The following is a 23,978-nucleotide window of genomic DNA, read 5'->3' as shown; positions in this document are numbered from 1 at the left end:
GCCCCAATGCGGCCAAGACCAAAGGCTTAGAGGTTCTATCCGAGGTGGAGGATCGGCGGCCGGCTCAGCGGCGGGCGTCGAGTACCGCGACGATCCAGATCGCGAGGCCGCCGAGCGCCAGCGCAGCGCCGACCCAGCCGGTCGAGGTCCAGCCGTAGCCGGCGGCGATCGCCATGCCGCCGAGCCAGGGGCCGAGCGCATTGGCGGTGTTGAAGGCACTGTGGTTCAGCGCGGCAGCCAGCGTCTGCGCGTCGTCGGCGACGTCCATCAGACGGGTCTGGAGCATGGCACCGAGCCCGCCGCCGCTGCCGATCATGAAGATGACCAGCGAGACCGCCCAGATATTCCCGGCCGCGAAGGGAAAGGCCGCCAGCCAGAAAGCGCTCCAGAGCAGCATCGCCGCCGTGGCCGGAACGAGCGCGCGATCGGCGGCCCAGCCGGCGACGAGGGTGCCCGCGGTCAGGCCCAGGCCGAAGATCGCGAGCACGACCGGGACGAAGGCGGGCGACACCTGCGTCACCGCCATCAGCGTCGAGGCGACATAGGTATAGACCGCGAAGAGGCCGCCGAAGCCGATCGCGCCCGTCGCCAGCGTCAGCCAGACCTGCCGGCGCTTCAGCGCGCCGAGTTCCCGCAATGGGCTTGCGCCGGGCTGGACGGTGTCGCGCGGCGCGAACAAGGCGATCAGGACAACGGTCAGCAGGGCGAGACCGGCGACGATGGCGAAGCCCGAGCGCCAGCCCAGCACCTGCCCCATCCAGCTCGCGACAGGCACACCAAGGATCGTCGCGACCGTCAGGCCGAGCATGACGCGCGCCACCGATTGCGCCCGACGATTCGGCGCCGAGAGCGAGGCCGCGACCAGCGCCGCGACGCCGAAATAGGCGCCATGCGGCAAGCCGCTCAGGAAGCGGAAGACCAGCATCCAGTGATAGGTCGGCGCGAGCGCGCTTAAGCCGTTGCCGAGCGCGAAGAGGCCCATCAGCCCGATCAGCAGCGTGCGCCGTGGAATGCGCGCTGCCAGCACGGCGATCAAGGGCGCGCCGACGACGACGCCGAGCGCATAGATGCTGATGACATGGCCCGCGGTCGGCTCGTCGATGCCGAGGCCCGCCGAGAAATAGGGCAGCAGGCTCATCGCCGCGAATTCGGTGGTGCCGATGGCGAAACCGCCCATGGCGAGCGCAAACAGCACGAGTCCTGCCGAGACAGGCGCATGGGCAGACGCCGATGCGTCCAGGCTGCGATCATTCGCGGCGAGCGTCATAACAGGCTTTCGCGGAAAGGCAGCGGATTGCTGCGTCGCAACATGAAATAGCCATGCGCCACCGAACGATCAACGATGCTCGTGGCGATATTTCATGCAATCAGCGCATATCGTTTTGGCTTCAAAGCGTTTGCGCCGAATGCGCTATAAGGCAGCTTCCCAGACAGGCGAGAGCGACGTGATACCCTGGACGACCCTCGACACCGCAGCCTTGCCGGATGGCAGCGGCGACCTCCGGCTGAAGCAGCGCGGCAGCGAATTCTCGATCATGCTCGGCAGCAACGAGCTGATGAACAGCCGCCTCAGCGGATCGGAAGAGGCGCTGGCGACCCTGGTCTGCGAGCGCCTGGGGCAGCGCCGGCAGCCGAGCATCCTGATCGGCGGCCTGGGAATGGGATTCACGCTGCGGGCGGCGCTTGCCCATCTGCCTGACGATGCACAGGTGGAGGTGGCCGAGCTGATCCCCGCCGTCGTCGCCTGGGCGCGAGGGCCGATGGCGGCGGTTTTCGCCGGTTGCCTCGATGATCCGCGCGCGCACGTCACCGTAACCGACGTCGCCGCGGCGATCGCGGCCGGCAAGGGGCGTTACGACGCCATCCTGCTCGATGTCGACAACGGCCCGGAAGGGCTGACCGTCGCCGGCAATGACCAACTTTACGGGGCTGTAGGGTTGCAGGCCGCCAAGGCTGCGCTGCGGCCGGGCGGCATTCTGGCGGTCTGGTCCTCGGGACCGGACCACGGTTTCACGCGGCGGCTGCGCCAGGCCGGCTTTGCCACGGAGGAAGTGACGGCGCGCGCCCGCCGCACAGGCGGCGGGGCTCGGCATGTGATCTGGCTGGCGACGCGGCCCTGAGCGCGGCGTAAATGCCGCTCAGTTGACCAGGCAGAAGCCCTCGCACGGCGCGGCCGCCACGGCGGTGGCGAAATCCGAGATCGCCTTCTGCGCCTCGGGCTTCAGGGACGGGCGAACCGCCTGGAGCGCCGAGACGAGCGCGTTGCGGTCCGGCGGGGCAAGCGCGGAAGCGATGCCGGCAGCGTTGTCGGCGAAAGCCTGCGCGATCAATTGACGATTCGCGTCACGCAAACCGGGGCCGCGCAGCGCCAGCGCCGAGCCGACGACGATCTCCTGCAGGCCGAGCCGCATCTGCCGCAAACCCTGCGCCCGCGTCTCGGTCTTGTCGTCGTCCTTCAGCCTGGACGAGAAGTCGTTGATCGCGGACAGGGCGCCGCCCGCCGCCTGGAGCAGGAAGACGCGCGCGCGGGTCAGTTCGTCCTGGAACTCGACCGCATTCGCCGCCTGGTCAGCCTCCTTGCGGCCCGGCTGCGGCGAGAACAGCGCATAGACCTGCAGGATCCCGGCCTGTTTCTGGACGATATCGAGCAGCGTCGGGAGATCGTTGGCGCCATAGGGCGCCTTGCCGAGGATGGCCGGCGCGTTCCAGGCATCGGCCAGCACCTTGCCGTCGACCGGGTCCGACAGACGCGGCAGGGTCGGCTTGCCCTCGTAGAGCTTGAACAGCGATTCGACGGAGGCGAAGGCTGCGTCCAGATAGGCCTTGCCGTTCGCCGGCACCTCGGCGCGAGCCACGGACCCCAGCAGGCAGAGCCCGCTTATCGCGGCAACGCGTGCGATCGATCGAATCCGAATCATGGTCTTCCTTTTCCCGAAGCGCGCGCCTCAGCCAGCAGGCAGAGCTCGGTGAAGAGCACCTGCGCCGCGCACTGCGCCGTATTGCTGGTCGCGTCATATTGCGGCGCGACTTCTACGACATCCGCAGCGACGATGTCGCGTCCCTTGAGCGCCCGCAGGATCGCGAGCGCCTCGCGCGGGCTCAAGCCGCCGACTTCCGGCGTCCCCGTGCCCGGCGCGAAGCCCGGATCGAGCGAATCGACGTCGAAGGAAACATAGGTCGGCCCGTCGCCGATCACGGCCAACGCCTTGGCGATCACGGCGTCGAGGCCGAGATCGTCGACCTCATTGGCGTGGATCACGGTCATTCCGGATTCGTAGGAGAACTCCCAGAGATATTCGGCGCCACCGCGGATGCCAATCTGGATCACGCGCTCGGGGTCGAGAACGCCGTCCAGCACCGCCTGTCGGAACGGGCCGCCATGATGGAACTTCGAGCCCTCATAGGGGCCGGAGGTGTCGCAATGGGCGTCGATATGGACCATGCCGACCGGCCGCTTCGCACCGACTGCTTTCAGGATCGAATAGGTGATCGAGTGGTCGCCGCCGACGGCCAGCGGCGAGACGCCGGCCTCGACGATCGTCCTGAAGGTCTCCTCGATATCCTCGTGGCAGCTCTCCAGCGAATAACGCGAGCGGAACGGGACATCGCCGATATCGGCGGCCTTGAGCATGGTGAAGGGCGCGGTTCCCAGCGCATGGTCCATCGGCCCCATGCGCTCGATCGCGCGGACGGCACGCGGGCCGAGGCGGGCGCCGGCACGGTTGGTGACGCCAAGGTCCATCGGCACGCCGATGATCGCGACATCGAGGCCGCCAAGACCGGGCGTGGTCAGGGCATCCGGACGATAGGGAGCGCCGACGAAGGTCGCGACATCCGCGAACGGCCATTTGCGCTTGTCACCGGTGAACTGGGCCGCAGCCACCTTGGCGAAATGCGGATCGTGAATATCGCCGCCTCCGGCCCCGGCATAACGTTGCCGCAGCTTCGCGAGCTTGTCCTGATCCATGCCGGCCTCCGCTTCACGCCATTCAGCCGGGGATGCGTTCGAGCATCACCACCGGCCCGTTCTGATACTCGACCTGTCCGAAGCTCTTGTAGCCGAGCTTGTGCGCCACGCGGAAGGAGGCAAGATTTTCGGGCGCGATGATGCAGACGCTGCGGCGCTCGCCATGGGTTGTGGCGAACCAGCGATGGGCGGCGGCCGCCGCCTCCCCCGCATAACCCTTGCCATGCGCCGCGCCCGCCAGAATCCAGCCGGCTTCCGGGGCGTTGTCGAACTCAGGAGACAGGCCCCGGAGGCCGTCGAACAACCCGACTTCGCCGACCAGGCCCCCGCTGCTTTTCTCGACCACCGCGAACATGCCGTAGCCGCGCAAGGTCCAGTGGCCGACGATGCGGGTCAGCCGGTGCCAGGCCTCCTCGCGATTGAGCGGACGGCCACCGAGGAAACGGACGACCTCGGGCTCGCTGCGCATCGCGTGGATCGCGTCGAGATCGTCGATCTCCGGGCGGCGCAGCAGCAGGTTTTCAGTCTCGATCATGGCCGCTTTAACCACCCGAGCAGAAGCGCGCCAAGCCGGGAGCGAAAACTAGCCGAAAGTCGCAAGAATCGACGATGAAATCCCTCGCGCTTCGAAAATCCATTCGCTACAACCCGAATCCGAACGCCGGGCGGCAGAACCTGTTTCGAAACGCCCGCATCCCCCAGACATCCGAGGAGAGTGCCTAGATGAAGCGCCGTCAGTTTATCCAGACCGCTGCGGCCGGTGCCGCCGCGACCGCCGTCGCCATGCCGGCCGTCGCCCAGTCGAACCCGGAGATCAAGTGGCGTCTCGCGTCGAGCTTCCCGAAGTCCCTCGACACGATCTATGCCGGCGCCGAGATCATGGCCAAGATGGTCTCCGAGCTGACCGACGGCAAGTTCCAGATCCAGGTCTTCGCGGCCGGCGAAATCGTCCCGGCGCTGCAGGCGGCCGACGCGGTCACCAACAACACCGTCGAGATGGCTCACACCGTCTCCTACTACTATGTCGGCAAGGACCCGACCTTCGCGGTCGCCGCCTCGGTGCCGTTCGGCCTCAATGCCCGCCAGCAGAACGCCTGGCTGTTCCAGAACGGCGGCAACGAGCTGTTCAACGAGTTCTACAAGAAGTTCAACATCTACGGCCTGCCCTGCGGCAATACCGGCGCGCAGATGGGCGGCTGGTTCCGCAAGGAGATCAAGTCGGTCGCCGACATCCAGGGCTTGAAGATGCGCATCGGCGGCATCGCCGGTTCGGTCCTGCAGAAGCTCGGCCTCGTGCCGCAGCAGCTCGGCGGCGGCGACATCTATCCGGCGCTCGAGAAGGGCACGATCGACGGCGCCGAATGGGTCGGCCCCTATGACGACGAGAAGCTCGGCTTCGCCAAGGTCGCGCCGTACTACTACTATCCGGGCTTCTGGGAGGGCGGGCCGACCGTCCATGCCTTCGTCAACCTGGAGAAATGGAACTCGCTGCCGAAGACGTACCAGGCCGCGCTGACCGCAGCCTGCACCTATGCCAACACCCAGATGGGAGCCCGCTACGACGTGGTGAACCCGCCGGCGCTGAAGCGCCTGGTCGCGGCCGGCACGCAGCTGCGCCCGTTCCCGCAGGACGTGATGGAGGCGAGCCTCAAGGCCTCCAACGAACTCTATGCCGAAATCTCGGCCAAGAACCCGGACTTCAAGAAGGCGATCGAGACCATGGCCGCCTTCCGCTCCGACCAGTATCTCTGGTGGCAGGTCGCCGAGCTCAGCTTCGACGTCTTCCAGGTCCGCACCCGCGCCCGCTGATCGCGAGAGCATCACGACCGCTGATCGATACAAGGCCCGGCTTTCGCCGGGCCTTGTTGCATTTCAGGGCTTGGCCACGCCCCTGCTCTCACAGGATCGATCTGTGAAAAACGAGCTTCGGCGCGGACTCATGACGAAATTGCATGATTGCCATGCAAATGGCTCTTGCGTCCGCGAACGGACTGCTTTCCTCTCAGACGTTCGCGACGACCGGAGAACCGGCGCGCATTGCCTTTGAGGGAGGGCAGATTTGATGAAGCGTCGTCACTTTTTGAAGGTTGCCGGGGCCGGGGCCGCAGCGGGGACAATAGCAAGCCCGGCAATCGCGCAATCAATGCCCGAAGTGAAGTGGCGCGTCACATCGTCCTTCCCGAAATCGCTCGACACGATCTACGGCGCGTCCGAAGTGCTGGCGAAGGCCGTCTCCGAGGCGACGGACGGCAAGTTCCAGATTCAGGTCTTCGCGGCCGGCGAAATCGTCCCGGCGCTGCAGGCGGCCGACGCGGTCACCAACGGCACCGTCGAGATGTGCCATACCGCCTCCTATTATTATGTCGGCAAGGACCCGACCTTCGCCTTCGGCACCGCCGTGCCCTTCGGGCTCAACGCCCGCCAGCAGAACGCCTGGTTCTACCATGGCGGCGGCAACGAGCTGCTGAACGAGTTCTACAAGAAGGCCAATATCTATGCGCTTCCGGGCGGCAATACCGGTTGCCAGATGGGCGGTTGGTTCCGGAAGGAACTCAAGACGGTCGCCGACCTGCAGGGCGTCAAGATGCGCATCGGCGGCTTCGCCGGGCAGGTGATGAGCAAGCTCGGCGTCGTGCCGCAGCAGATCGGCGGCGGCGACATCTATCCGGCGCTGGAAAAGGGCACGATCGACGCCGCGGAATGGGTCGGCCCGGCCGATGACGAGAAGCTCGGCTTCAACAAGGTCGCGCCCTATTACTATTATCCCGGTTGGTGGGAAGGCGGCGCCTCGCTGCATTTCTTCATCAACACGAAGAAATGGGACGAGCTGCCGAAGAGCTACAAGTCGCTGCTCACAACGGCGGCGGCCCAGGCCAATATCGACATGCAGGCGAAGTACGATGCGCGCAATCCCGCCGCGCTGAAGCGCCTCGTTGCCGGCGGCGCGCAATTGCGCCCGTTCTCGCCGGAAATCCTCGAAGCCTGCCTGAAGGCCTCGAAGGAGGTCTATGCCGAAACCTCCGCCAAGAATCCGGATTTCAAGAAGATCTACGATTCGATGTCGGCCTTCCGCGGCGATGCCTATCTCTGGTTCCAGATCGCCGAATACACCTTCGACAATTTCATGATCCGCTCGCGCATTTCGAATCAGCTCTGATCCAACGGAGCCCGTCGCGCGAGCGATACTCACCCCGGCGCAAGCCGGGGTTTTTCTATTGCAGCGGACACGACGCCGGACTTGCCACAACTGCGCCTTGCTGGCTCAGTAGCAAGGATCGCCGCCACGGAACCCAATCATGCTCCGCATCGCCCTTGCCCTGCTTCTGACCGGCCTTGCGACGGCAGCGACAGCGCAGTCGATCGGCGAGCCGTTGCCGCGGAAATCCGCACCCTATGAATCCTCCGCCAAGCCCGCTCCCAAGCCGGGCGGCGCGGCCCGCCCCTGCCCGGAATATGGCGCGGGCTTCGTCCGGATGGAGGGCTCGGCATTCTGCGTGCGGCTCGGCGGCGGCGTCCGCGCCGAGTTCGGCAAGAGTTCCCGCAACGGCTATGGCAGCCGGGCCGACGGGATGGTCTATTTGGAAAGCCGCGGCCAAACCGCGCTCGGCCCGGTCCGTTCTGTGGTCAGCGTGCGCGGGCAGATGAATCGCGGACTCGATTCCGGCCCGTTCCGCTACTGAGCTTCCCCGTTACCGCAGCAGCCGCTCCACCTCGTCGCGCAGCACCGGCAGCAGTTCGGCCTCGAACCATGGATTGCGCTTGAGCCAGGCATTGTTGCGCCAGGATGGGTGCGGCAGCGGCAGGACGCGCGGGAAGACCGGTCGGGCAAGGATTTCGCGCCAGTTGGCGACCGTCGCCGAGAGATTGGCGGCTTCCTTCGGGCCGAGATGCCAGCTCTGGGCATAACGCCCGATCGCCAGCACAAGCTCGATGCGTGGCAGCGCCGCGAAGACGCGGGCTCGCCAGACCGGCGCGCATTCACGCCGCGGCGGCTTGTCGCCGCCCTTCGCATCGAGGCCGGGAAAGCAATGGCCCATCGGCACGATCGCGACCTGCGCCGCGTCATAGAAGGCCGCCTCGTCAATCCCGAGCCAGTTGCGCAGGCGCACGCCCGAGGGGTCGGTGAAGGGCCGGCCGCTGGCATGGACCCGCGTTCCCGGCGCCTGGCCGGCGATGCAGAGCCGGGCAGTGGCCGCCGCCTGGATGACCGGCCGGGGCTGGTGCGGCAAGGGCGGCAGGTAGAGCGGCGCGTCGCGGCAGATGCGGCAAGCGCGCAGCTCCGTCACAACCTCGTCGAGCGTCTCGGCGGCGCTCATCGGCGCGCCAGCTTCGACCGTCCCGGAGCCTGCGAGATCAGCCCATCGCAGACCCAGTCGGACTGCTTCGCGGTATAATGATGCGGGTCGCCCTTCTCGACGCGAGCGAGACCGTTGATGCGGCCGCTCGGGCGATTGCGGATGACGATGAGGTCGCCGCTGGTCTCGATCGCGAAGCAATAGGTGCGGCGCTTCTCCTGCGGCCCGTAATAGTAGCAGACGGAATCCTGTGTCGTCGTCCAGCAGGCATCGGTATTCGTCAGATGGCGATTGTGCCCGCTCGCCCGGCCGTCGGGGTGATGGTACTCGCTGAACGGCAGGTTGCTGCCGGAATAGCGGCCCGAGACGGTGTTGCCCTCGAAAAGCTGCTTGATCTGATCGCCGGTCAACCGCTCCACGGCTGCCGCCTGCGCCGTCGCTAGCAAGCCCAGCATGAGCATCACGATGCCTGCGAGCCGGGACATCAACGCCGCGCCAGCTTCCGGCTCATCGGGGCCTCCGGCGCCCGCGAAATCAGCCCGTCGCAATACCAGGGCGTGCCGTTATCGGTATGGTTGCGCGGGTTGGCGAGCTCGACCTTGGCCAGCGCGTTGACCATGCCGTTGCCGCTGTTGCGCAGGACGTAGAGATCGCCGCTCATCTCGACCGAGAAGCAATGCACCGTCCGGTCGGTCTGCGGGCCGTAATAGTAGCAGATGCGGTCCGGCTTGGTGATCCAGCAGGCATCGGTATTGGCCTGCCAACCGTTATGGCCAAGCGCCTGGCCGTTGGGGTCGTGATACTCGGTGAAGAAGCCGCCATTGGTATAGCGGCCCGAGACCGTATTGCCCCGGAAGGCACGCTCGATCGCCTCGCCGCTCAGCCGCTCAGCCGCCGGTGCGAGCGTTGGAAGGGCGAGAACGGCGAGCAGGGCAAGAATCGACCGGCGCATCAGACCTTCCAGCTTGGACGGCCGGACAATTCGCCATGCCAACGGCGGATATGGACGAAATCCTCGGGCAGCGGGATGCGCGACGGCTTCATGAAGTCGATGGCGATGCCGGCAGTGATGTCGGCCACCGTCATGACCTCGCCGCAGATGAAGGGATTGGCCGCGAGCTGCAGTTCGAGCAGCCAGAGATGGTCGTCCATCTGGTCGCGATTGGCCTCTGCCCATTCCGGCACCTGCTCTTCCAGCTCGGCCATCGAGGGATGGCTGTGGCGGAAGACGGCGGCGACGCTGGCGAAGAGACCGAGCTCGACGCGGCGGTTCCACATCTCGATGGTCGCCTGCTCCTTCGCGTCGCGGCCGAAGAGCGGGGGCTGCGGATGAAGCGCCTCGACATAGCGGCAGATCGCGATCGTCTCGGCCAGCGCCGTGCCATCGTCGAGTTCGAGGACCGGCAGGCGCTGCGCCGGATTGATCCGGGTGAAGGCCTCGCTCTTGTGCTCCTTCTTGGCGATGTCGACCGGCACGAGTTCCGGCAGGGCTACGCCCTTCTCCGCGAAGAAGATGCGGACCCGCCGTGGATTCGGCGCCCGCCCGCCGTCATAGAGCTTCATCAGATCATCTCCGTCTTCCGCCGTACCCGATCACGGCCCACGCCGGAAGGTCAACCGGATTGCCGGCGCTTCATGACGCGATCATGGCGGAGAGCCTCAGCGGGCGTGGCTGCGGCGCCAGGCTTCGGGACGCTCGAACTGCGTCGCCCAGATGCCACGGCCGGCCGCCCGCGCCTCGTCCTCCTCGGCACGATAGGCACCGTAGGAGACCGCATGGCCCTCGCGCACCAGCGCGGCGTTGATGTCGGTCTCGCCCTGCCGGCAGCGCGCGAGGCCGCGACCATAGCGATCAGCCTTGCCGATCTCGCACTGCGTCACGCCGCGCGCCAGCATCGTCTGCAAGGCGCGGCGCGCGTCGCGCCCGCAGGCGATCTGGCGTCCGTCGCGCGCGGTGCAGCTCTGGCGGTATTCGGGCGCGTCGATGCCCTCCAGCCGCAACTCCTCGCCGAGCAGCCGGACTGAATCGCCATCGATCGCCTGGGCCGCGCCCACGAGCTCTCGCGCCGGACCGAGCCGGTATTGCAGGATCGCACCAGCCAACCCGAGAAAGCCGAGCAGGCCGAGCGCCACGACGAAGTCGACCGGCCGGCCGACGCGGCGCCAGCCGAAGGGTCCATAGCGGGAGCGACCGAATCCGAAGGGTGCCATCAGGAAGAGCTTAACGATTTGGTGTCCATGATGGCGAGCCGGCCCCTGCATGTCGCAGCGGCCGAACGAGGATACACGCTCCCGATCATGGCGGAAGTGACGGCCGAACAGGTGCAGCGCGGGCGCGGGCCCGACCCCTCGGCCGTGGCGCGCCGGAAGCTGGTCACGCGCGAGGTCAGGTCGGCGCGCGAACGGCTGACCTCCTCCACCGGGCTGGAGCGCGCCTTCGACAACGAATTGCTGCGCGTCTTCGCGCAATACCGGATCTCCGGCTCAGCCGGCACGCTGGTCCTGGCGCTCGGCATCGCCGCTGCCGCCTGCCTCTGGCTGCCCACGCCGCTGGTGGCGGTCTGGAGCGGCATCGTGCTGCTGACGACGATGATCATCGTCCTGATGGCACGGCGCTTCCTCGCCAAGGCTCCCGATGAGATCCGGCTGAAGCTCTGGCGCCGGCTCTTCGCCTTCGCGGAGGGCATGCACGGCCTCGCCTGGTCGCTGCTGCTGCTCCTTTTCGTCCAGGTCGATGCGCCCGGCGCCAAGGTCTTCGTCACCACCGCCCTACTGGTCGTCAGCGCGCTCACCGTCATGCTCTCGGCCACCATCCCGCTCGCGGTCTATACCGGGCTGACCCCGATCATCCTCGGGATCATGGTGTTCTTCTGGGACCGGCGCGACATGGACAGCGTCACCATGGCGCTGATGGCGGCCTCGGCCCAGCTCTTCTTCATCTTCCTCGCCAACCGGCTTTATGCGAGTTCGGTCGCCTCGATCGTGTTCAGGGCCGAGAAGGACGCGCTGATCGCCGAGCTGGAGACCGCCAACGCCAATTCGGACGAAGCCCGGCGCAAGGCGGAAGAAGCCAATCTCGCCAAGTCGCGCTTCCTGGCAACGATGAGCCATGAATTGCGCACTCCGCTCAACGCCATCCTCGGCTTCTCCGAGGTGATGAAGAACGAGATCTTCGGCGGGCATGCCAATGCCGCCTACAAGGAATACTCGGCCGATATCCACGGCTCGGGCCAGCATCTGCTCAACCTGATCAACGAGATCCTCGACCTCTCGCGCATCGAGGCCGGCAAGTACGAGCTGAACGAGGAAGCGCTCTCCCTCCCCAGCATCGTCGACGAATGCCAGCACATGCTGGCGCTGCGCGCCAAGGCGAAGGGCCAGAGCATCCGCGCGCTGGCGGAGCCCAGCCTGCCGCGCGTCTGGGCAGACGAGCGCGCCATCCGGCAAGCCGTGCTCAACGTGCTCTCGAACGCGATCAAGTTCACGCCCCAGGGCGGTGAGATCACGATCAAGGTCGGCTGGACCGCGACCGGCGGACAGTATGTCTCCGTCACCGATACCGGCCCGGGCATCCCCGAGAACGAGATTCCGATCGTGATGCAGAGCTTCGGGCGCGGCTCCCTGGCGATCAAGACGGCCGAGCAGGGCTCGGGGCTGGGCCTGCCGATCGTCAAGGGGCTGATCGACCTGCATGGCGGCGGCTTCCACCTGAAATCCAAGCCGCGCGCGGGCACTGAGGTCACGATCACGCTGCCAGCCGAGCGCGTGATGGACACGCTCGCAGCCTTGCCCGAACCGAAGGCGAAGCCGCGCGCCGCCTGATCCAGCCGCCCGAATCTCGCCTCATCGCTCGGCGACATCCTTTCCCAGCCTCGCTCAGGCATTTCCTCCAGCCTCTCGGACCATCGGACCATGAACCGGAAAACGCGCGTCGCCGTGCTCTATGGCGGAAAGTCGGGCGAGCATGAGGTGTCGTTGAAATCAGCGGCCTCCGTCCTGCGCTATATCGACCGCGAGCGCTTCGAGCCCGTGCCGATCAGCATCGACAAGCAGGGCCGCTGGCAATGCCATGACCTGCGCCGGATCGAAGGGGCCAACACCGAGAGCCTGCCGATTCCGGTCGATTCACCCATGATCCGACTGGAGCCGCAGGGCGAGCACACCGCCATCCTGCCGGCCGACAACGCGACACCGGCCATTGCGCCGGTCGATGTCGTGTTCCCGGTGATCCACGGCCCGCTCTGCGAGGACGGGGCGGTGCAGGGCCTGCTGGAGCTGGCCGGGGCGGCCTATGTCGGCTCGGGCGTGCTCGCCTCGGCGGTCGGCATGCACAAGGACATCGCCAAGCGGCTGGCGGCGCTCGCCGGCCTGCCGGTCGCGCCCTATCTCGCCCTGTCGCGGCGCGACTGGCGGCGCGATCCGGAAGGGTCAGCGAAGGCTGCTCAGGCAGCGCTCACCCTCCCCGTCTTCGTGAAGCCCTGCAACATGGGCTCCAGCGTCGGCGTGCATAAGGTGAAGAGCTGGGAGGCGCTTAGTGCCGCGCTCGACGACGCCTTCCAGTACGACACCAAGGTTCTGATCGAGCAGGGCATCGACGCCCGCGAGATCGAGGTCGCGGTGCTCGATGGCGATCCGCCGGTGGCGAGCGTCGCCAGCGAGCTCAATGCCGGCCCGCAGCACGAGTTCTACTCCTACGAGGCCAAATATATCGACCAGGACGGCGCCAGCGTCGATCTGCCGGCCAAGCTCGATGCCGAGCAGATGGCGCGTGTGCGGCAGCTCGCGATCGACGCCTTCGTCGCGCTGGAATGCAGCGGTCTCGCGCGCGTCGACTTTTTCCTCGATCGCCAGAGCGGCGCCTTTTACTTCAACGAGATCAACACGCTGCCGGGCTTCACCGCGATCAGCATGTATCCGAAGATGATGGAGGCCTCCGGCCTGCCCTACCCCGCCCTCATCACCCGCCTGATCGAGCTGGCGCAGGAGCGCCATGCCGAGCGGGCCGGCTTGAAGACGGATTACGCCTCCTGACCCGTCGCGGCCGACGATCTCACGCAGCCTGTGCGGAAGGCAGCTGCGGGAAGATCGTGCGGCCGATGCGCTCCCCCGCTTCGAGCATCTCGGCCGCATCCCGGGTCTCGCCCGGTACCAGCAATTCGGATCGACGAACCGGCGCGCCGCAATAGCCGAAGATGCCATGCTCGATCTGCGTCCGCATCGCGCCAAAATAGCCGTGGCGCGCATAGGTGCGCAGATCGGCACCGCCGATCGCGACGAGATGGATCGGCAGGTGACCGAGCTTCCGCACGATCTGGCCGTCCGCCATCTCCTCATAGGCCCAACCATTGATGAAGACGCGGTCGATCCAGCCCTTGAGCAAGGCCGGGAAGGACCACCAATAGACCGGATAAACCAGCACCAGCGCATCGGCCCGCCCGATCCGCGCCTGCTCGGCTGCGACCGCGGGGTCGACACGCGCCTGTTTCAGATGCACCGCGACGTCATTGCTGGTGAAGCGCGGGTCGAACCCTTCAGCCGTCAGATCAGCGATCTCGAAGCTGTGGCCGGCCTGCGCGAGCCCGGCGCCGACCTGCCGCGCAACCGCGGCCGTCAGCGATTCCGGCAGAGGATGGGAAACTACGATGAGGCTGTGCATGGCTGATGTCCTGATCGGTTGCACGCCGTCCATCGGCGCTATATACTTTTAGTAAATTACCAATGGTATATTAAATGTCAAGCGAACCTCCCACTGCGACGCATGAAAGCGCGGACGGCCGGCAAACCCGCCGGCGCCTCAGCCGCGATGATCGCCACCGCCAATTGCTGGATACGGCCTGGAGCCTGGTGCGCCGCGAGGGGACGGATTCATTGAGCCTCGGCCGGCTGTCCGAGGAAGCCGGCGTGACCAAGCCCGTCGTCTACGATCATTTCGGAACGCGGGCCGGCCTGCTCGCCGCGCTCTACCGGGAATATGACGCGCGCCAGACGGCCTTGATGGATGAAGCGCTTGCGAAGGCTCCGCAGGAGCTTAAGGCACGGGCTGGCGTGATCGCGGCCTGCTATCTCGACTGCGTGCTGACGCAGGGGCGCGAGATTCCCGGCGTCAGTGCGGCGCTTGCGGGTTCACCGGAGCTCGAGCAACTGAAGCGCGGCTACTACGCGGCCTTCATCGCGAAATGCCGCGCCACCTTTCAGCCCTTTGCCGCGACACTCGTTCCGGCAGCGGCCTTCTGGGGCGTGCTGGGCGCGGCAGAAGCTCTGTCCGGCGCAGCGGCAGCCGGCGACCTCACGCGCGAGGACGCTCAGACGGAACTGCTCGACATCATCATGGCGGCCGTCGAACGGCACGCGGCCGCGGGACAATAGCCCTTCGCGGCGGCGCGCCGAAGCTGCAGCTCAGTGCCGCGTCGTCTCGTCATCCTTCCGCGCGACCTGCGCCTGTTCGAAGGTCGCCATGCCCGAATGGACCGACGCCGCCGCCTTGACGAGACCGGCGGCGAGCGCCGCACCCGAACCCTCGCCGAGGCGCATGTCGAGCGCCAGCAGCGGCACCTTGCCGAGGCGGGCGAGCACGTCGGCATGGGCGCCTTCGGCCGAGAGATGGCCGGCGATGCAATGGTCGATGGTCGAAGGCTCGATCGCGTGCAGGATCGCAGCGGCGGCCGTCACGACATAGCCGTCGAGGATGACCGGGATGCGCTGCGAGCGGGCGGCGATGATCGCGCCGCAGATCGCCGCGACCTCGCGTCCGCCGAGGCGGCGCAGCACTTCGAGCGGGTCCTTGAGATGGGCGCGATGCAGGCTGAGCCCCGCTTCCACCGCTGCGACCTTGCGCTTCAGGCCCTCATCGTCGATGCCGGTGCCGCGGCCGCACCAATGCGCGGCATCGCCGCCATAGAGTGCGGCATAGATCGCAGCCGCCGAGGTGGTGTTGCCGATGCCCATCTCGCCGAGGCAGAGCAGATCGGTGCCGCCGACGAGCGCTTCCATGCCGAAAGCCATGGTGGCGACGCAGGCACGCTCGTCGAGCGCATCGGTTTGCGTGAAATCACCGGTCGGCAGGTCGAGCGCGAGGTCGAAGACCTTGAAGCCAAGATCGTAGGCCGCGCAGATCTGGTTGATCGCCGCGCCACCGGCGGCGAAGTTCTCCAGCATCTGGCGCGTCACCGTCTGCGGATAAGCGGAGACGCCCTGCGCGACCACGCCGTGATTGCCCGCGAAGACGCAGACGAGCGGGCGCCGCACCTCGGGCGGGGCCTTGCCCTGCCAGGCGGCGAGCCATTCGGCGATTTCCTCCAGGCGTCCGAGGCTGCCGGCCGGCTTGGTGAGGTTGGCGTCACGGGCGCGCACCACATTCGCCGCCGCCATGTCGGGGCCGGGCATCTGCGCGATGAGGTCGCGGATATCGTCGAAGGGCAATCCGGAGGCGGCCATGGCTGTTCCGTCTGGCAAGGGGGCTGCGGCCGGCGCGAGAGCGTGGCGGCAAAGTCTGCGCTGCTGCTATAGGGTCGGGAGCGTGAAGACAATCGAGCGAGACGACGCGGCAGGCATGGCAGAGGCGGAAACCACGAGCGAGACGCGCCCGCCCGACTGGCCGGGCTGGGGAATCGCGACCGCGATCTGCCTGCGCTTCTGGTCGCGCCTGCCGGTGCCGCTATTGCCCGGCGAAAGCGATGGCCATGGCGTCCCGGATTTCCGGGAGGTGCCGCGCGCCCTGCCCTTCGCCGCGCTGGTCATCGCCGCGCCGGCCGCGCTCGTCGCGCTGGGGGCCGGGTTGGCGGGCCTCAGCGGGTTCGTCGTCGCGGCGCTTGCGCTGACCACGATGGCGCTGACGACCGGTGCCTTCCATGAGGACGGCCTGGCCGACACCGCCGACGGGCTGTTCGGCGGGCATACGGTCGAGCGGCGGCTGGAGATCATGAAGGACAGCCGCATCGGCTCCTATGGCGCGCTGGCGCTGGCGCTGGCGCTGCTGCTGCGGGCGAGCCTGATCGCCATGATCCTCGACCGCTCCGGTGCCTGGGCTGCGGCAGCCGCGGTGCTCGTCGCGGCGCCCTGGTCGCGCGCCGAGGCGCTCTTCATGCTGGCGACCCAGCCGGCGGCGCGCAGCACCGGTGCGGCGGCGGCCGTCGGCCAGCCGACGGTGCTGACGGCGCGGATCGCGCTGGGCTTCAGCCTTTTCCTGGCAACCGGAATTGGATTGGCGGCGCAACTGCCGATTACCGGTCTGCTCCTCGGCTTCGCGCTGGCGCATGGCGCGGCAGCGGTGCTGTCGCGGATGGCGCGGCGCCTGATCGGCGGGCAGACCGGCGACATCCTCGGCGCAGCCCAGCAACTCGCCGAGATCGCGATCTATCTCGGCGTCGCGCTGGCACTGGGTTGGGCCGGGCGATGAACGCCGCCTCGACGCCCTGCATCAAGGTCTGCGTGATCGATCCCGTGAGCAAACTCTGCGAGGGCTGCGGCCGGAAGCTGACGGAGATCGCGCAATGGGGTCGATTGAGCGAGGCGGAACGGCTGGAGATCATGGCGGTGCTACCGAAGCGATTGGCCGGGAAGCCGCCCGAACCGCCACGTCATGCTCGGGCTTGACCCGAGCATCTCGGAAACCAGCGCTTTCTCGTCATGAGATTCTCGGGTCGAAGCTGCGCTTCGCCCGAGAATGACGGCTAGGATTTTGTCAGACCGGTCAACGCATCGCCGGTCAGGCGATAGAACACCTTCTTCGGATAGGCCGCGGCACCGAGGCTGTCATAGAAGCGCAGCAGCGCCGCGTCGTCGACATCGGCCGTCCAGTCGATGCGGCGGTGCCCGCGTTCCAGGGCCAGCTCAGCCAGCGCCGTCATCAGCTTGCGGCCAAGGCCGGCGCCCCGCGCGACATCGGCGACATAAATCTCCTTGAGGAAAAAGCCCGTCTTCAGGCCGGGCCCCGGATAGAGATTGCAGGCGGAGGCGAAGCCCAACACCGCCTCCGCTTTCACGGCGACGAGGATATCGACCCCGGCCGGCAAAGCCGCGAGCCCGGCGAGGATGTCCTGCACCGGCGGGCACGGCACGCTGTAATGCCCTTGCATCTCGATCATCAGCGCTGCCAGCGACTGATGATCTGCGGTCTGGAGCAGCCTGATCACGGTCTCGCCCATCGCCATCCGCCTCAGTGGATGAGCGACCAGATGAAGCGGCCGGCAACGAAAAGCAGGAAGATGCCGAACGCCACTTCTAGGCGCCGCTTCGAGAGCTGATGCGCCAGCCGCGCGCCGATCGGGGCGGTCCAGATCGAGGTCGGAATGAACAGGATCATGCCGATCAGCGAGACATAGCCGAGCGAGAGCGGCGGCAACGTGCCCAACGCCATCTGCGGCCAGCCGGCATAGATGAAGCCGAGCGCGCCCGGGATCGAGATCAGGACGCCCAAGCCCGATGATGTCGCGACCGCCTGATGGATCGGGCGGCCGTAGAAGGTCATGAACAGGCTGGAGAGCTGGCCGCCGCCGATACCCATCAGGGCCGAGAGCACGCCGATGAGGCCGCCATAGGCGACCATCAACGGCTTGCCAGGCATGTCCTCGCCGAATTTCCAGCGATCGGCGGCGAAGAGCAGGCGCAACGCCGAGATCGTCGCCACCGCGACGAAGACGATCTTGAAGAGATCGGCGGGCGCGAAGCGGGCGATCCAGCTGCCGGCGAGCACGCCGACGATCACCGGCACCGCCCAGACCTTGAGAATGGAGAGATCGACCAGACCTTTGGCCCGGTGGGCATTGAAGGAGCGGATCGAGGTCGGGATGATGATCGCAAGCGAGGTGCCGACGCTGAGCGGCATACGCACCTCCTCCGCCACGCCGATGACGCGGAAGATCTCGTAGAGCACGGGCACGATGACCGCACCGCCGCCGACGCCGAAGACGCCGGCCAGAAGCCCGGTGACGGCACCTGCCAGCACGAGCGAGACGGCGAGAAAGGCGAGATCGCCGAGGGGAATGCCAGCAAACATGACGAGAGATCCGGTGAAGCAACCCGATCTCTCGGCCATTTGGCCGGCGGGGGCAAGATGCCGCCCCCGCATGGCCGTTGCGTGTATGGGAGCCGCCCGCCTCAGCCGCGCGCGGTGTCCAGGATCGGCGCGAAGCCGCCATAGACGACGCGCTTGCCGTCGAAGGGCATTTCAAGCGCCGCCATGCGCGGGTCTTCCATCATCTTGCCCCAGGCGGCGGCGCGCACCTCCCGGGACGGCCACTCGACCCAGCTGAACACCACCGTCTCGCCGGTTTCGGCCTTCACCGCGCCCTTGAAGTCGGTGACCTTGCCGTCGGGCACATCGTCACCCCAGGCATCGACGACCCGGCGAGCGCCGTATTCCTTGAACAAGGCCGCATGGTTGGCCGAGAAATCGCGGTAATCCGCCTTGCGCTCGTCCGGCACGGCGACGAGGACGCCGTCGAGATAGCCCATCGCACCGCCCTCGCCTTCGTCGAGGATCGAGGCGAAGCCGCCATAGATCATGCGCTTGCCGTCGAAGGGCATGGTCTCGCCCCATTGCTTCATGCGCGGGTCGTTCATGATCTTCTGGTTGGCGGCGTCGCGCGTCGCCCGGTCGGGATATTCGAACCAGGAGAAGACCACGACCTCGTCCGGCGTCGCCTTCACCGCTCCCTTGAAATCGGTCACCTTGCCGTCCGGGACGTCGTCGCCCCAGGCCTCGACATGGCGCCTGACGCCGAATTCCCGGAACAGCGGCGCCGCATCGGCCGCCATCTTGAGGTACTCTTCCTTGTTCGCGGCGGGCACCGCGACGACGAAACCATCGACATAGGCCATTGTGCTTCTCCCTGTTCGCGACTGCCATGCGCAGTCGCCTCGTTAAATGTTGATATCAACGCGATAGACCCGGAAAGGGTTCATAAAATCACGTTCAATCGCAGCAGGAACTCACCGCGAGTTCGGGCTGGAAGCTCGCCGCGCCGAGCGGCTTGCTCGGGTAGCGGTCGTGGTGGCGGACCCAATCCATGATCCCGATCTCGTTGCGCCCCTTCGGGGTCATGTCGAGGAAGTTATGGGCGCCGATCAGGAGGTCGCCGCCGCGGGCATAGGTCGAGTAGGTGTGGAAGATCTCGCCCGCGTCGTTGCGATAGAAGACGCTGAAGCCAGGCATCTCGCCGCCCTGCCCGTCATGCATCGCATAATTGTATTCGTAGCGGCCGGCCGCCCGCTCCTCCGGGCTCGGCGAGACGTGGAAGTCGTAGTTGAAGTCGCTGTTGGCCGAGGACACCCAGGGGAAATCCCAGCCCATGCGGTGCCGGAAATTCTGGAATTCGGCATAGGGCGCCCGCGAGGCCACGACGAGGCTGACATCGTGATGCCTGAGATGCCGGTTGGCGCCATCGAAATGATCGGCGAGGAACGAGCAGCTCGGGCAGCCCTCGCGCGCGCCGGGTCCGAACATGAAGTGATAGATGATCAATTGGCTGTTGCCGGCGAAGAGATCGCCCAGCGACAGCGCGCCGTCCCAGCCTTCGAACATGTAGCCTTTCTCGACCCTGACCCAGGGCAACGCGCGCCGCTCCGCCGAAAGAGCATCACGCCGGCGGGTCAGCTCCTTCTCGTTGGCGAGGTGGAGCTTGCGCGCGGCAAGCCACTCCTCACGGGATACGATCCTGTGTTCCATCGTCTCCTCTCCTCCAATGTCCGCCGGCGCGGAGCCGGCGGCTTCGGCGCGGCGCGGATCTTGCCGCGGCGCGCGGTCGCTCAGGCGAAATAAGCCTCGAGCTTGACCATGGTGCCCGTCCAGCCATGGGTGTGGCCGCGGACGGCGGCATCGTCGGCGAGCTTCTCGTGCAGCAGCGTCAGGATCGTGCCCTCGCCATCCGGCTTGAGCGTGACGGTGACGCGCGAGACACGCTCCGGCGTCGTGATCCAGGACCAGCTGAAGACAAGACGCTCGTTCTCCACCACCTCCAGATAGCGGCCGAGCACCTCATGGCGCTCGCCGGTATTCTCGATCATGACGACCCGGTAGGCGCCATCGACACGCGGATCGATCTCCGCCTCCTGTGCCACGACATTCTCCGGGCCGAACCAGCGGACCAGCAATTCCGGGTTGGTCCAGGCCTCGTAGACCTCGGCCGGCGACGCATTGAGGCGGCGCTTCATCGTGAGGCTGGGTGTCACCGGCTGATGCATGTGCCTCTTCCCTATCCCGCCTTCTAGCCTTCGCCCTTGCGCCGCGCCTCGAGCAACGCCTCCAGCGCGTCGAGCCGCTCGGTCCAGAACCGCTGATAACGTGCCAGCCAGCCCATCGCCTCCTCCATCGGCTCCGCATTCAGGTGGCAGGACACGGTGCGTCCCGCCTTGGTCCGCGTCAGCAAACCGGCATCCGAGAGGACGTCGAGATGCTTCATGATGGCTGGAAGCGAGACCGGAAAGGGTTTCGCCAGCTCGCTGACCGACAGCCCGTCCTCCCGCTCCAGACGCGCGAGCAAGGCCCTCCGCGTCGGGTCCGCCAAGGCGGAGAAGGTCCGGTCGAGCTGTCCATCTTGAAACTTAACCATTGAGTTAAGTGTAAGCATCGGCGACGACGCCTGTCAAGGCGGAACAATTCCACCCTGACGCGCCTGTAGGGAAAACCGAAGTTTGCCGCCGTTTATGAAAACGACCGCAATACCTTTGCTGCGCGCCGGTATCTGTCCAACGTGGAACTCCTGTGGATTCACGCCGCGCGGGCGGTGGATTCACTATGGCGCTAGAGCAAGACTGCAGGCACTCCTTTCGTCGAATAATTCGAGCCCTACGATCGTCGTGGCTCATCACGCCCCCTTCCGGAGTGCTCGTTGTCAGTGTGGGATCCTCGGATGCCTGCCTGCTCTCCAGTTGGATGCGTTGCCGCGGATGTACCGGCCGCAACCGACAGGAGGGCAAAGCCAAATTCCCGGCGATGGCCGGATCCGCCTAGTCCTGACAGAAGTCAGAGGTCCGCCGCTTCCCAAGCGACGGACTTAATATTTGATACTTCGGCTCGCCAACGTCACAGCCTCGAAACCCGAAGCTGTGACCTCCATCGTGACCGCTGAAAATTTTGCAGCGTGGGCGGCCCGAAAGTGTGGATCATGGAATGTCTGCGGCATTTCCAATGCCAGCGTCGAGCCCGGCGCTATAGCCCACCTCAATCCGTCCAACAGTGGGTGCCCGGCGCCGTCCCGCAGCAACGGCCGTATCTGAAGCCAATAGCTGGCTCGCTGGAGCGCAGTCGAGATCCCGGCCAAGATCAGATCTCCTGTATTTCCAATGCCATCGCAACCGGCAGATCATCCCTTTCATCCTTGATCCACTTCGGGTCTTGATCGGAGCTCAGTCAACTGGCCTCATCGACGTTCTTCGCCAATTCCGCGGGATCAGGTCACGGACGTTGCCTCGGATCGGGCGAGCCAGCCGGAACGAGCCCCCGAGTTCGGAAAAGTCCTGCCCAGAAGTACCGCGGCGGGTTTTACATTTATTTTCGTGGCAGGCTTACAAATAACGATTTCGTCCCCATGTTGAGAATCTTGATCGCCGAGAATGTACCGCTTAGCGGTTGATCGATTCCGGCTCGGTCGGCTTGAGAAAATTGGCAATTTGCCTGAAAAATTCGCGATTATCCTAGGCGTTGATTTACGACGCACGCGGCGCATTCAGCGGCTATTTGAGCTTCACCGCAATACTGTTCTTGATGTCCCATAATTCGGCATTTTGGTTTCGCTCGCCAATACGAATTTCAAGGATTTCACAAGGATCAGCGCGTTGATTGCTTATTTCATTTTGGTCCACCGCTACCCCGAACAGTTCAAGCGCCTGTTCAAATCGATTTACGATCCTGCCAACCAGTACCTCGTCCATGTCGACAAAAGCTCCGGCTCGGAAATCGCTTCCGACATTCGTACGTTCCTCGCTGACTACCCCAATAGCGAGGTGTTGCCGGGCAAGAATGCGGTCTGGGGTGGCTATAGCCTTGTCGATGCGCAACTGCGAGGCATGGCGCAACTGCTGCGGATGGACAGAAACTGGGAGTTCTTCGTCAATCTCAGCGGCCAGGATTATCCGCTGAAGAGCCAGAGCTACATTGCCGATTTCCTGTCCCGCCATCGCGGCAAGGAGTTCATCAAGGTGCTCGACCAACGCAAGGTCCGTCCAGAGACGATGACGCGCATCGGGCGCTACGTCGTCGAGTTCCCGAACCGCGTCGTCAGGACATGGCTTTCGCGGCCTTTCCTAGCCGAAGCGTCGCCCTACATTGGCAATCAGTGGATGATCGTCAGCCGAGGCTTCTGCGAGTTCGTCTGCCACGATCCCCAGTCCGAGCGATACAAATCCTTCTACAGGAACACCTTTATCGCCGATGAGGGCTTCTTCCAGACCGTGATGATGAACACCGGGGCCCATGGCGAGATCGTCAGCGACGATCTGCGGATGATCGACTGGGTACCCGATGGCGAGATCAAGCTGCGGCCCAGGACATTCACGGCTGAGGACGGTCCCGAACTGCTCGCCAGCGAGTGCCTCTTCGCGCGGAAGTTCGACGCCACGGTCGACGAGAGGATTCTCGACATGATCGACGCGGATATCAGCGGCGACGGCGAGCTTGGGACGACGCCGATAAGTCAGCACATGTCGCGGCGGGAAGTACCCGTCAAAGGACCTGCGGTCGCACTGGCGTCGTGACGTCTGTCCCGGCAAGCGAACAGGAAGGACCCTGACATTGAATCTGAACTTTCCCAATCCTGTTCGCCTCTTCGATGCAAGGCGCTCCTGCGTGAGCTTCTGGGGCTCCGATTCCTCCCTGGAGGTGAGTTTCCAGGTGGAATTCGACGCTTTGCGCAAGCTCGGCGCTGGATCGGGCGATGTCGAGGCCGAGATGCTGGGCGTGTTCGACGCAAACCGCGAAGCAATTCTGCAAGCTGCTCGAACAGCCTATTCGCGGCATCGGACCAGCTATCACCGCCTGACCGCGGCCGGCTTCTGACATGGGCCGTAGGGAGACAACAACATGAACGCCGCCACCTACAAGGCAGGGGACGTCGTCGACCTGACGCGCGACTTTGCCAATCAGCCCAGGCCTGGCCCGTTTGAAATCTTGCGCGTGATGCCGTCGCGCGACAACGCGGAGGAGCAGTATCGCGTGCGTGGCCCTGACGGGCGCGAACGCGTGATCTCTCATCACGAAGTCGTTGAGGGCGCCGGAAACCGTGCTCGCACCTAGGAGTTCGACAATGCAACATTCGAAGCTGAGGATGGATGCCGACAACGCGTTTCTGAGAACGCAGACGCAATCTTCGGTGCGCAACCGGATCAGCTCCGAGACGGAGGTCCTCAATCAGGCCCGCGACGCGAAGACCGCGAGACTGAAGGCACTGCGGCTCGAAAAGGAGGCGCTGGAGCGGAAACACTCGCCACCAACCCGCCGGAGAGCTCGCGGCAGCGACCGAAAACACCTTGAACGGATCATCCCGAAGCTCAGAAGGCCGTTTGGCTCTTGAACGCCCCGGGATCGCGCACGACCGAGGAGAGCAGTCCGCTCTCCTTCATGACAGGAGCCTAAAATGGCCAAAGGCGAACAGCGCGGCAATCGCGAAGCAAAGAAGCCCAAGAAGGAAAAGCCGAAGGTGATCGCAGCGGCGCCATCGACCCTCGCGGCGACGGCGACCAAGGCCGCAGCGCCGAAGAAGAAATGATCTGCCCTTAGACGA

Annotated in this window: 31 protein-coding genes; 14 read left to right on the top strand and 17 right to left on the bottom strand. The window is 65.7% G+C overall.

Annotated elements, in window-relative coordinates:
- Positions 1–64 precede the first annotated feature (64 nt).
- Positions 65–1,267, bottom strand: a complete 1,203-nt coding sequence (locus AC07NY_RS15775; protein WP_494584606.1) for an MFS transporter — start codon at positions 1,265–1,267, stop codon at positions 65–67.
- A 178-nt stretch (positions 1,268–1,445) separates the two neighbouring features.
- On the opposite strand from AC07NY_RS15775, the gene AC07NY_RS15770 reads away from it, so the two are divergent.
- On the top strand, positions 1,446–2,120 hold the full coding sequence (locus tag AC07NY_RS15770) for a spermidine synthase (protein ID WP_494584690.1): 675 nt from the start codon (positions 1,446–1,448) through the stop codon (positions 2,118–2,120).
- 18 nt (positions 2,121–2,138) lie between these two features.
- Here the strand turns inward: AC07NY_RS15770 and AC07NY_RS15765 are convergent, their stop codons facing one another.
- The 3 genes from AC07NY_RS15765 to AC07NY_RS15755 are packed head-to-tail and all read right to left on the bottom strand — an operon-like array spanning position 2,139 to position 4,502.
- Positions 2,139–2,855: a hypothetical protein gene (locus AC07NY_RS15765; RefSeq protein WP_494584605.1), complete on the bottom strand. Its 717-nt coding sequence runs from the start codon at positions 2,853–2,855 to the stop codon at positions 2,139–2,141.
- Positions 2,856–2,914: 59 nt separating this feature from the next.
- The gene (gene speB / locus AC07NY_RS15760) at positions 2,915–3,967 is read right to left on the bottom strand and encodes an agmatinase (protein WP_492283954.1); all 1,053 of its coding nucleotides are present in this window, start codon (positions 3,965–3,967) and stop codon (positions 2,915–2,917) included.
- A 22-nt stretch (positions 3,968–3,989) separates the two neighbouring features.
- A complete protein-coding gene (locus AC07NY_RS15755) occupies positions 3,990–4,502 on the bottom strand; it encodes a GNAT family N-acetyltransferase (protein WP_494584604.1) in 513 nt (170 codons plus the stop codon).
- Between the two features lie 188 nt (positions 4,503–4,690).
- Here AC07NY_RS15755 and AC07NY_RS15750 point away from each other — a divergent pair, with 188 nt between their 5' ends.
- The 3 genes from AC07NY_RS15750 (at position 4,691) to AC07NY_RS15740 (ending at position 7,647) form a co-directional block, all read left to right on the top strand.
- Positions 4,691–5,776, top strand: a complete 1,086-nt coding sequence (locus AC07NY_RS15750; protein ID WP_492283956.1) for a TRAP transporter substrate-binding protein — start codon at positions 4,691–4,693, stop codon at positions 5,774–5,776.
- 253 nt (positions 5,777–6,029) lie between these two features.
- Positions 6,030–7,124: a TRAP transporter substrate-binding protein gene (locus tag AC07NY_RS15745; RefSeq protein WP_492283957.1), complete on the top strand. Its 1,095-nt coding sequence runs from the start codon at positions 6,030–6,032 to the stop codon at positions 7,122–7,124.
- A gap of 139 nt (positions 7,125–7,263) precedes the next feature.
- Positions 7,264–7,647, top strand: a complete 384-nt coding sequence (locus AC07NY_RS15740; protein ID WP_494584603.1) for a hypothetical protein — start codon at positions 7,264–7,266, stop codon at positions 7,645–7,647.
- A gap of 9 nt (positions 7,648–7,656) precedes the next feature.
- On the opposite strand, the gene AC07NY_RS15735 is transcribed toward AC07NY_RS15740, so the two are convergent.
- From AC07NY_RS15735 to AC07NY_RS15715, 5 genes are all read right to left on the bottom strand, one after another.
- Positions 7,657–8,283, bottom strand: a complete 627-nt coding sequence (locus AC07NY_RS15735; protein ID WP_494584602.1) for a uracil-DNA glycosylase family protein — start codon at positions 8,281–8,283, stop codon at positions 7,657–7,659.
- Positions 8,280–8,747 (bottom strand): hypothetical protein, encoded by a 468-nt coding sequence (locus tag AC07NY_RS15730; RefSeq protein ID WP_494584601.1) that lies wholly within the window; start codon positions 8,745–8,747, stop codon positions 8,280–8,282. Before AC07NY_RS15730 ends, AC07NY_RS15735 begins: the two co-directional genes overlap by 4 nt.
- Positions 8,747–9,214: a hypothetical protein gene (locus AC07NY_RS15725; RefSeq protein WP_494584600.1), complete on the bottom strand. Its 468-nt coding sequence runs from the start codon at positions 9,212–9,214 to the stop codon at positions 8,747–8,749. The genes AC07NY_RS15730 and AC07NY_RS15725 overlap by 1 nt, the downstream gene beginning before the upstream one ends.
- Positions 9,214–9,825: a glutathione S-transferase family protein gene (locus tag AC07NY_RS15720; RefSeq protein WP_492283962.1), complete on the bottom strand. Its 612-nt coding sequence runs from the start codon at positions 9,823–9,825 to the stop codon at positions 9,214–9,216. The genes AC07NY_RS15725 and AC07NY_RS15720 overlap by 1 nt, the downstream gene beginning before the upstream one ends.
- A 96-nt stretch (positions 9,826–9,921) precedes the next feature.
- A complete protein-coding gene (locus tag AC07NY_RS15715) occupies positions 9,922–10,473 on the bottom strand; it encodes a thermonuclease family protein (protein WP_494584599.1) in 552 nt (183 codons plus the stop codon).
- An 87-nt stretch (positions 10,474–10,560) separates the two neighbouring features.
- Between AC07NY_RS15715 and AC07NY_RS15710 the strand changes: the two genes are divergently transcribed.
- The gene (locus tag AC07NY_RS15710) at positions 10,561–12,084 is read left to right on the top strand and encodes a sensor histidine kinase (protein ID WP_494584598.1); all 1,524 of its coding nucleotides are present in this window, start codon (positions 10,561–10,563) and stop codon (positions 12,082–12,084) included.
- A gap of 90 nt (positions 12,085–12,174) precedes the next feature.
- Complete coding sequence (locus AC07NY_RS15705) at positions 12,175–13,293, top strand: D-alanine--D-alanine ligase family protein (RefSeq protein WP_494584597.1); 1,119 nt, start codon at positions 12,175–12,177, stop codon at positions 13,291–13,293.
- Positions 13,294–13,312: 19 nt separating this feature from the next.
- Here AC07NY_RS15705 and AC07NY_RS15700 read toward each other — a convergent pair whose 3' ends face one another.
- Positions 13,313–13,918, bottom strand: coding sequence for an NAD(P)H-dependent oxidoreductase (locus AC07NY_RS15700; protein ID WP_494584596.1), 606 nt, complete (start codon positions 13,916–13,918; stop codon positions 13,313–13,315).
- 74 nt (positions 13,919–13,992) lie between these two features.
- Between AC07NY_RS15700 and AC07NY_RS15695 the strand changes: the two genes are divergently transcribed.
- Positions 13,993–14,628, top strand: a complete 636-nt coding sequence (locus AC07NY_RS15695; RefSeq protein ID WP_494584595.1) for a TetR/AcrR family transcriptional regulator — start codon at positions 13,993–13,995, stop codon at positions 14,626–14,628.
- Between the two features lie 30 nt (positions 14,629–14,658).
- Here AC07NY_RS15695 and cobT read toward each other — a convergent pair whose 3' ends face one another.
- Positions 14,659–15,696, bottom strand: a complete 1,038-nt coding sequence (gene cobT, locus AC07NY_RS15690) for a nicotinate-nucleotide--dimethylbenzimidazole phosphoribosyltransferase (protein WP_494584594.1) — start codon at positions 15,694–15,696, stop codon at positions 14,659–14,661.
- Between the two features lie 115 nt (positions 15,697–15,811).
- On the opposite strand from cobT, the gene AC07NY_RS15685 reads away from it, so the two are divergent.
- Together AC07NY_RS15685 and AC07NY_RS15680 are read left to right on the top strand one after the other, a co-directional pair.
- A complete protein-coding gene (locus AC07NY_RS15685; RefSeq protein ID WP_494584593.1) occupies positions 15,812–16,657 on the top strand; it encodes an adenosylcobinamide-GDP ribazoletransferase in 846 nt (281 codons plus the stop codon).
- Positions 16,654–16,854, top strand: a complete 201-nt coding sequence (locus AC07NY_RS15680; RefSeq protein ID WP_494584592.1) for a DUF1289 domain-containing protein — start codon at positions 16,654–16,656, stop codon at positions 16,852–16,854. Before AC07NY_RS15685 ends, AC07NY_RS15680 begins: the two co-directional genes overlap by 4 nt.
- Positions 16,855–16,931: 77 nt before the next feature.
- Here the strand turns inward: AC07NY_RS15680 and AC07NY_RS15675 are convergent, their stop codons facing one another.
- The 6 genes from AC07NY_RS15675 to AC07NY_RS15650 form a co-directional block, all read right to left on the bottom strand.
- Positions 16,932–17,405 carry a GNAT family N-acetyltransferase gene (locus tag AC07NY_RS15675; RefSeq protein ID WP_494584591.1) on the bottom strand — a complete coding sequence of 158 codons (474 nt, stop codon included), beginning with the start codon at positions 17,403–17,405 and terminating at the stop codon, positions 16,932–16,934.
- An 11-nt stretch (positions 17,406–17,416) separates the two neighbouring features.
- A complete protein-coding gene (locus AC07NY_RS15670) occupies positions 17,417–18,256 on the bottom strand; it encodes a sulfite exporter TauE/SafE family protein (RefSeq protein WP_494584590.1) in 840 nt (279 codons plus the stop codon).
- Positions 18,257–18,357: 101 nt separating this feature from the next.
- Entirely contained in the window at positions 18,358–19,080 is a 723-nt protein-coding gene (locus AC07NY_RS15665) for a DUF1428 domain-containing protein (protein WP_492283971.1), read from the bottom strand.
- Between the two features lie 94 nt (positions 19,081–19,174).
- Entirely contained in the window at positions 19,175–19,927 is a 753-nt protein-coding gene (locus AC07NY_RS15660) for a DUF899 domain-containing protein (protein WP_494584589.1), read from the bottom strand.
- 80 nt (positions 19,928–20,007) lie between these two features.
- Complete coding sequence (locus AC07NY_RS15655) at positions 20,008–20,442, bottom strand: SRPBCC family protein (RefSeq protein WP_494584588.1); 435 nt, start codon at positions 20,440–20,442, stop codon at positions 20,008–20,010.
- Between the two features lie 23 nt (positions 20,443–20,465).
- Entirely contained in the window at positions 20,466–20,741 is a 276-nt protein-coding gene (locus AC07NY_RS15650) for an ArsR/SmtB family transcription factor (protein WP_492283974.1), read from the bottom strand.
- Between the two features lie 1,243 nt (positions 20,742–21,984).
- Between AC07NY_RS15650 and AC07NY_RS15645 the strand changes: the two genes are divergently transcribed.
- The 5 genes from AC07NY_RS15645 (at position 21,985) to AC07NY_RS15625 (ending at position 23,963) form a co-directional block, all read left to right on the top strand.
- The gene (locus AC07NY_RS15645; RefSeq protein WP_494584587.1) at positions 21,985–22,953 is read left to right on the top strand and encodes a beta-1,6-N-acetylglucosaminyltransferase; all 969 of its coding nucleotides are present in this window, start codon (positions 21,985–21,987) and stop codon (positions 22,951–22,953) included.
- Positions 22,954–22,990: 37 nt separating this feature from the next.
- Positions 22,991–23,254 (top strand): DUF1488 family protein, encoded by a 264-nt coding sequence (locus AC07NY_RS15640; protein ID WP_492283976.1) that lies wholly within the window; start codon positions 22,991–22,993, stop codon positions 23,252–23,254.
- Between the two features lie 24 nt (positions 23,255–23,278).
- Positions 23,279–23,491, top strand: a complete 213-nt coding sequence (locus AC07NY_RS15635; RefSeq protein ID WP_494584585.1) for a hypothetical protein — start codon at positions 23,279–23,281, stop codon at positions 23,489–23,491.
- A 10-nt stretch (positions 23,492–23,501) separates the two neighbouring features.
- Positions 23,502–23,768, top strand: coding sequence for a hypothetical protein (locus tag AC07NY_RS15630; RefSeq protein ID WP_494584584.1), 267 nt, complete (start codon positions 23,502–23,504; stop codon positions 23,766–23,768).
- 63 nt (positions 23,769–23,831) lie between these two features.
- The gene (locus AC07NY_RS15625; protein ID WP_492283979.1) at positions 23,832–23,963 is read left to right on the top strand and encodes a hypothetical protein; all 132 of its coding nucleotides are present in this window, start codon (positions 23,832–23,834) and stop codon (positions 23,961–23,963) included.
- Positions 23,964–23,978 lie beyond the last annotated feature (15 nt).

The sequence above is a fragment of the Allobosea sp. GW821-FHT09G06 genome (genome assembly GCF_059416005.1).
This window is presented reverse-complemented; position numbering and strand designations above follow the sequence as displayed.